This is a genomic window from Kordia zhangzhouensis (assembly GCF_001005305.1).
Lineage (GTDB): Bacteria > Bacteroidota > Bacteroidia > Flavobacteriales > Flavobacteriaceae > Kordia > Kordia zhangzhouensis.
Map to the genome: position 1 here is coordinate 106,947 of NZ_LBMH01000011.1, position 8,862 is coordinate 115,808.

Sequence of the window (8,862 nt, forward strand, 5' to 3'; positions counted from 1 at the left end):
TCCTTTCGTCATTAAAATTAATACTTCAATCCGAATAATACAAAAATTGTTCCGTGATGAAGACTAATTACAGCTAATTGACGAAAAAAAACAGCGAATTCAAAAATTATAATCTTAAATTATCAAAAAAACTTATTAAAAAATTGTTAATAAAAAAAGCTCAAAATGACCTCTAGAATCTTCGCTGAATACTAGTAAATGTTGTATATTGGCTCGATTTGTAAAACTCGAAATATTAAAACATTAAATACATGGCAGAAGGAGAAAAGTTAATCCCCATTAATATTGAAGATGAGATGAAGTCTGCTTACATCGATTATTCGATGTCAGTCATTGTGTCACGTGCGCTTCCAGATGTAAGAGACGGAATGAAACCCGTACACCGAAGAGTATTGTTTGGAATGCATGAACTTGGAGTAAGATCTAGTTCGGCGCACAAAAAATCTGCGAGAATCGTTGGAGAAGTATTAGGTAAGTATCACCCGCATGGCGATACTTCTGTATATGATGCTATGGTTCGTATGGCGCAAGAATGGAGTTTGCGCTACATGTTAATTGATGGTCAAGGGAACTTTGGTTCTATAGATGGTGATAGCCCTGCAGCAATGCGTTATACGGAAGCAAGAATGCGTAAGATATCAGACGATATGCTAGCGGATATCGATAAGGATACTGTAGATCATTCTTTGAACTTTGATGACACCTTAAAAGAACCTACTGTATTGCCTACAAGAGTTCCAGGGTTGTTAATCAATGGAGCGTCTGGGATTGCAGTTGGTATGGCTACTAATATGCCACCACACAATTTATCAGAAGTGGTAGATGGAATTCATGCGTATATAGACAATAATGATATTGAAATTGACGAATTAATCCAACATGTAAAAGCTCCTGATTTTCCAACAGGAGGAATCATTTATGGTTACGATGGAGTTCGTGAAGCTTTCAAGACAGGACGAGGAAAAATCGTTATGCGAGGAAAAGCAATGATTGAAGAAGTTCAAGGAAGAGAGTGTATTATTGTGACTGAAATTCCTTATCAGGTTAATAAGGCAGATATGATTAAGAAGACTGCCGATTTGATTAATGAAAAGAAAATCGATGGAATTTCTTCTATTCGTGACGAATCTGACCGTAAGGGAATGCGTATTGTATACATTTTAAAGCGTGAGGCTATCCCTAATATCGTCTTAAATAAATTATATAAATACACAGCATTACAATCTTCTTTTAGTGTAAACAATATTGCATTGGTAAATGGTCGCCCGCAATTGTTAAACTTAAAAGAGTTAATTCATTATTTCGTTGAACACAGACACGAGGTAGTTACTCGTAGAACGGAATACGAACTGAAAAAAGCGGAGGAGCGAGCACATATTTTAGAAGGTTTAATTATTGCTTCTGATAATATTGATGAAGTAATTGCTATTATTCGTGGCTCACAAAATGCAGAAGATGCTCGTAATAACTTAATCAAACGTTTTGAGTTAACAGAAATTCAAGCAAAAGCGATTGTGGAAATGCGTCTTCGTCAATTAACAGGTCTGGAACAAGACAAGTTACGCGCTGAGTACGAAGAAATCATGAAGAGCATTGAAGATTACAAAGATATTTTGGCAAACAAGTCAAGAAGAATGGATATCATCAAAGAAGAATTGGCGGTTGTCAAAGAAAAATATGGTGATGAACGTCGTTCAGTAATCGAATATGCCGGTGGCGATGTAAGTATTGAAGATTTAATTCCAGATGAAAAAGTAGTGATTACGATTTCGCATGCAGGATACATCAAACGTACGTCGTTGACAGAATACAAAAAGCAAAATCGTGGTGGTGTTGGACAAAAAGGAAGTGCGACTCGAAATGAAGACTTCCTCGAACATTTATTTGTAGGAACCAATCATCAATACATGTTGTTCTTTACACAACAAGGAAAATGTTTCTGGATGCGTGTGTATGAAATTCCTGAAGGAAGTAAAACATCAAAAGGACGAGCTATTCAGAATTTGATAAACATAGAAAAAGAAGATAAGGTAAAAGCTTTTATTTGTACACAAGACTTGAAAGATGAAGACTATATCAATAGTCATTATGTGATTATGGCTACGAAGAAAGGTCAAGTAAAAAAGACACCTTTAGAGCAATATTCACGTCCACGTACCAATGGAATTAATGCAATTACTATCAAAGAAGGAGATGAATTGCTAGAAGCTAAATTAACTACAGGAAACAGTCAGGTAATGTTGGCTGTAAAATCTGGAAAAGCGATTCGTTTTGAAGAAGAAAAAACGAGACCTATGGGGCGTAACGCTTCTGGAGTTCGTGGAATTACCCTAGCAAGCGATAACGATGAAGTTGTTGGAATGGTAGCTGTGAATGATATGGATAGCAATATTCTAGTAGTTTCTGAAAATGGATATGGAAAACGTTCTAGTTTAGAAGATTACCGTATTACGAATCGTGGAGGAAAAGGAGTGAAAACGATTTCTGTGACTGACAAAACTGGTGAACTCGTGGCAATCAAGAATGTGACCGATGAAGATGATTTAATGATTATTAATAAATCAGGAATCGCAATTCGTATGTCTGTTTCTGATCTTCGTGTTATGGGAAGAGCAACGCAAGGAGTTCGTTTAATTAGCATTAAAGGGAAGGATTCTATTGCAGCAGTTGCTAAAGTAATGCATGAAGAAGAAGATAATGATGACGAAACTATTGAAAACACTGATGTTGTAGAAAATGGCACGGCTGTTGATAATGCTACTTCAGAAAATAACGAAACAGAAGAATAATCATAACACAAACCTCAAATATTTTAAACATTTATAAAATGAAGAAGACAATTTTAATTTTCTCAGCAATGTTAATCACTGCGTTTTCTTTCGCTCAAAAGAAAGAATTAAAAGCTGTTGAGAAAGCATTAAAAAAAGGAAATGCTGTTGAAGCTAAAGAAGTGCTTAACAGTATTTCATCAACAATTGAAAGTGCCGATGCTAAATACAAAGCGCAATATTACTTTTTAAAAGGTCAAACATATCAAGATTTAGCAGACAAAGGAATGGATACTGATGCTTCTCTTAAAACTGCAGGAGATGCGTACAATAAATTATTCGATTTTGAAAAAGAGCAAAGAGATTTTAGATATACAAAAGATGCGAAGCCTAAGTTGCAAACAATGATTAGTAAGTTGGTTGATAAGGCAATTGCAGCACAAAAAGCAAAAGATTATAACAAAGCTTCAGATTTATTGTATTTAACGTATACATTACAACCTGAAAATAAAGACTACTTGTATTTTGCGGCTTCAAACTCTATTTCTGCTCAAGATTATGACACTTCATTAAAATATTATGAAGAGTTAAAAGAAGCAAATTATACAGGTGTTAAAACTGAATATTATGCAATTAATACGGCGACAGGACAAAAAGAATCTTTCCCAGATAAAACAATCAGAGATATTTCTGTAAAAGCAAAAACGCATAAAGATCCTACTACAGAAACATCAAAGTCTAGACTTCCTGAAATCGTAAAAAATATTTCTTGGATTTATACAAACCATGTCAAAGACAATGAAAAGGCATTGGCAGCTGTTGAAGAAGCAATTGCTGTTAATCCAGATGATCCTTCTTTGTTATTAACAAAAGGAAATATCTACTATCAAATGGGAGATACTGCAAAGTTTAAAGAAATCATGCAAGAGATTGTTAAAAAGAATCCTAATGATGTAGATTCGTATTACAATATTGGGGTAATTAGTGCTGAAAATGGTGATTTGGACGAGGCGAGAGCTGCGTATAGTAAAGCTTTAGAATTAGATCCAGGTTATACAAATGCAGGAATTAACCTTTCTAAAACATATTTAGATGAAGCGGCTGATGTTGTTGATAAAATGAATCAATTAGGAAACTCTTCTGCAGACAATAAGAAGTTTGAAGAATATCAAGCACAACAAACAGAATTGTATAGAGAGGCTTTAAAAATCTTGGAAAAAGTAGCAGACAAAGCTCCTGAAAATGTTATAGTATTAAAGCAATTAAAAGGATTGTACTCTTTCTTAGGAGAGGATGCTAAATTCAAAAAAGTAAAGGCTAAACTAGAAGAACTAGGACAATAATTTAGTTAGTTCATACAACTTAAAAACCTCGCAATTTGCGAGGTTTTTTTTTATTCTCTAAAAAAATATATAAAAGCGCTATATTATTTTTTTGATGACACGTAATCGATGCGTATGACGATTGGTTTCAACATTAAAAATTCCAGAATGATCTATTCGATCAATGCGAACTTTTCCATGCGCATGAATGATGTAGTTATTTTCCATAATGATTCCTACATGAATAATGTTTCCTTCTTCATTATCAAAAAAAGCAAGGTCGCCTGGCTCGCTTTCTTCAATAAAACTTAAGGCTTCTCCTTGAGTAGCTTGTTGAGAAGCATCACGCAATAACTTATAACCATTCAGCTTATACACCATTTGGGTAAAACCCGAACAATCAATCCCAAAAGGGGTTTTTCCGCCCCATAAATAAGGAGCGCCTAGATACATATATGAAGTCTTAATAATATTTTCTTTAGGGAGAATCCCAGAAACTGATCGACCATCAAATTGATGTGAAAGTAGAGGTAAAGAATTCAGTACAGAGCCAATAGGAATAGGCATTAATTGTGTTTCTTGTGAAATAAACTCAACCAAATCAGACGATAAACGTAATTCTTCTGAATCTTTTTCTTTGTAAATATCTTCAGAAATTTCTAAATATTGTTTGTTGTCAATCCAACCTTCATATTTATCATAAGCAATACGAATACGACTCCATTTTTTTCGCTGCTCCAATACTTTAAAATGTTCTCCATACAAGACCTGTGATACGAGTTCGCTCATATCACTTGGTTCTGCACGAAGCGGAACAATACTTAAATTGCAAATGCCATATTGCATGAATTATAATCTCTGAAGTGTATTTTAGGAATTATGGTCTTTCTAAAACTAAAGCGGAAGCTCCACCGCCACCATTACAAATTGCAGCTGCTCCAATTTTTGCATCATTTTGTTCTAATACATTAATCAAAGTAATTAAGATACGAACACCAGAACAGCCTAGAGGATGTCCTAATGAAACGGCTCCACCATTTACATTAACCTTGTCATCAGAAAGTCCTAAAATCTTCATATTTGCCAATCCAACTACAGAGAAAGCTTCGTTAAATTCGAAGTAATCTACCTCTTCTAGTGAAATATTCGCTTTGGCCAATGCTTTTGGAAGGGCTTTAGCAGGAGCTGTTGTAAACCATTTAGGTTCGTGCGCAGCATCTGCATATCCTTTAATAGTCGCTAGAGGTTTAAGTCCTAGTTCGGCAGCTTTTTCAGCACTCATTAATACCATAGCTCCAGCACCGTCATTAATAGTTGATGCATTAGCAGCTGTTACAGTACCATCTTTGGTGAAAGCAGGGCGTAAAGAAGGGATTTTTTCCATCTTTACATTTTTGTACTCTTCGTCTTCACTTACAATAATTGGTTCACCTCTTCGCTGTGGAACTTCAACAGGAACTACTTCGTTGGCAAACTTTCCTTCAGCCCATGCCTTTGTAGAACGTTCATACGATTGAATTGCAAAAGCATCTTGGTCTTCTCTAGAAAAATTGTATTCTGTAGCGCAAGCATCAGCACATACGCCCATAGCAACATTGTCATACACGTCTACTAAACCATCTTTTTGCATTCCGTCTTCCATTTGTGCAGGCCCAAATTTAGTAGCACTTCTCGCATGGAAATAGTGAGGAATTAAACTCATGTTTTCCATTCCACCAGCTACAACGATAGCTGCATCACCTAAAGCAATTGCTTGTGCAGCTTGCATTACAGCTTTCATTCCCGAAGCACATACTTTATTAACAGTAGTGCAAGGAACTGTATCTGGAATTCCAGCAAAAATAGCAGCTTGTCTAGCAGGAGCTTGTCCTGTACCGGCTTGTACTACATTCCCCATAATCACTTCTTGTACTTTTTCAGGAGCCAAATTAATTTGTGCTAATGCACCTTTAATAGCGGTTGCTCCTAGTTTTGGAGCTGGTATAGTAGATAAAGCACCTAAAAAACTTCCAATAGGAGTTCTTGCAGCTGCTACAATTACAACTTCTTTACTCATGATTTTAGCTTAACGTTTAATTGCTGCGAATTTAATTATTTTTTAGAAGATATCCGTATAAATTATCAATTTAACCAATCAGCTAAACAACTTAAATTTATTACTTTTGAATATTATCACAATCACACTTAATGAAGCAGCTCGTTACTAAGTTATATCAAAATCAGTCATTTGTATACAAGATTTTCTTATATATACTCACTACATTTTTGATAGTTTACCTTTTTCCTAAAGGAGGAAAATTTCAATACGAATTTCAAAAAGGAAAACCTTGGCAATATGAAACCTTGATTGCGCCGTTTGACTTTCCAATTGTAAAAACTACAGAAGAAATTGAAGCAGAGAAAGCCAATATAACTGCCAATGCCAAAACTTATTACAATTACAATACAGAAGTAGTTACAAGTGTAAAAAATGATTTTAACCAACAATTTGATGAACTGTTTTCTATAGATAGTTTGATAGATAGAGGAACATATTCAACACTCAAATATAAAACAAGTAACTTATTAGATGATTTTTACAAAAATGGTGTCATAGCTACGATTGATGATTCTAAAATCGATCGATTAGTCGTTTTAATAAAAGATAATGTAGAGAGAAATGTAAGTTATAACAGTTTTATAAAACTTAATAATTTACAGCGATACATAAAAGATTTTGTTGAAGAGGAAGTGCTTGAAAATTATGAATCGCAATTATATAATTTGTTTTTTGAAATTATAGAACCCAATGTAGAAATCAACCAAAAATTTACCAATAGTGTTTTAACGCAGGAGCTAAGTGAAATTGCCTATACACGCGGAAATATACAAGAAGGAATCCGAATTATTGCCAAAGGAGAGGTTGTAGAAGGTGAAAAATTCGCAATTCTTAATTCGCTAAAAAAAGAATATGAATCACAGGTCTGGAATGAGTCTAACTATAATTGGATTGTATTTGGATATGTAATATTAGTAGCATTGGCACTTCTAATGCTTTTACTGTTTATTAGAAAATACCGACCAGAAATTTATGAGAATAACAATAAAGTCACATTTATCTTCATGAACATAGTATTTATGATTATACTGACGACTTTAGTGGTAAAGTATAATGCAAATTACGTGTATGTGGTGCCTTTATGTATTTTACCTCTCATTCTCAAAGCGTTCTTTGATGCACGATTGGGATTATTTGCACACGTATTAACTGTGTTATTACTAGGTTTCATTGTGCCAAACAGTTCAGAATATATCTTTTTACAGATTATTGCTGGAATTGTAACCATTCTTACGGTTTCTGAGTTGTATAAAAGAGCCAATTTATTTATTTCAGTAGGGCAAATTACATTGATATACATTATAGCTTATTTTGCTTTTTACATTACTCATGAAGGAGGCATTAAATTCTCAGAAGTATTTAGTAGAAATGAATTAGGTAGTTTGCATGTTACTTGGATATATTTTACACAATTTATTTTATGCGGATTGGCAACTTTATTTGTGCAACCGTTAATTTACATTTATGAAAAGATTTTTGGGTTGGTTTCTGATGTTTCTTTATTAGAATTATCCGATACCAATTCCAAACTACTGAAGCGATTGGCGAATGAAGCACCAGGAACTTTTCATCATTCACTCCAAGTAGCCAATTTAGCGGAAGCTGCAGCTAGCGAAATAGGTGCTAATACTATGTTGGTTAGGGTAGGAGCTTTGTATCATGATATTGGTAAAATGAACAATCCGACGTTTTTTATTGAAAATCAAGCAACATCCGTTAATCCTCATGATGAACTATCACCAGAGGAAAGTGCAGCAACTATAATAGATCATGTGCTGGACGGAATTGAGATTGCAAAAAGTAACAAAATACCAGATAGAATTATTGATTTTATAAGAACACATCATGGAACGTCAACTGTTTACTACTTCTATCAGAAAGCAAAAGAATTAGATAAAAATGTTTCAATAGAAAAATTCCAATATCCAGGACCTATCCCTTTTTCTAAAGAAACAGCTATTTTAATGATGTCAGATGCTGTGGAGGCTGCTTCAAAAAGTTTAAAGGAACCTACGTATCAAAAAATTGATGAATTTGTAGAACGAATAATCGATAAACAAATGGATGAACAGCAGTTTATGAATGCTGATATTACATTAAAAGAAATCGTAACAGTAAAAAAAGTATTAAAAAAGAAGCTCAATAACATCTATCACTTACGAATTGAATATCCAGAATAAGTGATAGGATATTGAAAATGAAATTATTGAAAAAAAAATAGTCAAAAAAGGCTAAAAAAGTACATAAATAGTTGCGAGGTATAAAATGAACAGTTACATTTGCAACCGCAATTTCACAATTGTATAAGTTCATTTTCATGACAATTTTGGAGAGGTGGCAGAGTGGTAATGCAGCAGCCTGCTAAGCTGTCAACCTTCGGGTTGCCCGGGTTCGAATCCCGGTCTCTCCGCTTTTTTATGAAAATTAAACTTTTCGGGGTGTAGCGTAGCCCGGTTATCGCGCCGCGTTTGGGACGCGGAGGTCGCAGGTTCGAATCCTGCCACCCCGACATAGAAATTTTGCTTTATGCAATGGTCGCGTAGCTCAGCTGGATAGAGCATCTGCCTTCTAAGCAGACGGTCACAGGTTCGAATCCTGTCGCGATCACAAGTATAACAAGGCTTTCGAGAAATCGAGAGCCTTTCTTGTTTTCAATTTGCACAAAATTTGCACA

5 protein-coding genes and 3 tRNA genes are annotated in these 8,862 nt (G+C 34.6%); 6 read left to right on the forward strand and 2 right to left on the reverse strand.

What is annotated here, in order from left to right:
- The first annotated feature begins 251 nt into the window (after positions 1-251).
- Complete coding sequence (gyrA, locus tag AA088_RS14920; protein ID WP_046745829.1) at positions 252-2,789, forward strand: DNA gyrase subunit A; 2,538 nt, start codon at positions 252-254, stop codon at positions 2,787-2,789.
- A gap of 38 nt (positions 2,790-2,827) precedes the next feature.
- Complete coding sequence (locus AA088_RS14925) at positions 2,828-4,111, forward strand: tetratricopeptide repeat protein (protein ID WP_046745830.1); 1,284 nt, start codon at positions 2,828-2,830, stop codon at positions 4,109-4,111.
- A gap of 78 nt (positions 4,112-4,189) precedes the next feature.
- Here the strand turns inward: AA088_RS14925 and AA088_RS14930 are convergent, their stop codons facing one another.
- Positions 4,190-4,936, reverse strand: coding sequence for a C40 family peptidase (locus AA088_RS14930; protein WP_046745831.1), 747 nt, complete (start codon positions 4,934-4,936; stop codon positions 4,190-4,192).
- A 31-nt stretch (positions 4,937-4,967) separates the two neighbouring features.
- Positions 4,968-6,146, reverse strand: a complete 1,179-nt coding sequence (locus AA088_RS14935) for an acetyl-CoA C-acyltransferase (protein WP_046745832.1) — start codon at positions 6,144-6,146, stop codon at positions 4,968-4,970.
- A gap of 131 nt (positions 6,147-6,277) precedes the next feature.
- On the opposite strand from AA088_RS14935, the gene AA088_RS14940 reads away from it, so the two are divergent.
- From AA088_RS14940 to AA088_RS14955, 4 genes are all read left to right on the forward strand, one after another.
- Entirely contained in the window at positions 6,278-8,368 is a 2,091-nt protein-coding gene (locus AA088_RS14940) for an HD family phosphohydrolase (protein WP_046745833.1), read from the forward strand.
- Between the two features lie 148 nt (positions 8,369-8,516).
- Positions 8,517-8,598, forward strand: a tRNA-Ser gene (locus tag AA088_RS14945).
- A 24-nt stretch (positions 8,599-8,622) separates the two neighbouring features.
- Positions 8,623-8,697: transfer RNA gene (locus tag AA088_RS14950), tRNA-Pro, on the forward strand.
- Positions 8,698-8,721: 24 nt separating this feature from the next.
- Positions 8,722-8,795 (forward strand) — tRNA-Arg (locus AA088_RS14955).
- Positions 8,796-8,862: the final 67 nt, after the last annotated feature.

Excerpts from the sequence above, each read along its gene's own strand:
- gyrA (WP_046745829.1), top strand. The coding sequence starts at position 252 with ATGGCAGAAGGAGAAAAGTTAATCCCCATTAATATTGAAGATGAGATG.
- AA088_RS14925 (WP_046745830.1), top strand. The coding sequence starts at position 2,828 with ATGAAGAAGACAATTTTAATTTTCTCAGCAATGTTAATCACTGCGTTT.
- AA088_RS14930 (WP_046745831.1), bottom strand. The coding sequence starts at position 4,936 with ATGCAATATGGCATTTGCAATTTAAGTATTGTTCCGCTTCGTGCAGAA.
- AA088_RS14935 (WP_046745832.1), bottom strand. The coding sequence starts at position 6,146 with ATGAGTAAAGAAGTTGTAATTGTAGCAGCTGCAAGAACTCCTATTGGA.
- AA088_RS14940 (WP_046745833.1), top strand. The coding sequence starts at position 6,278 with ATGAAGCAGCTCGTTACTAAGTTATATCAAAATCAGTCATTTGTATAC.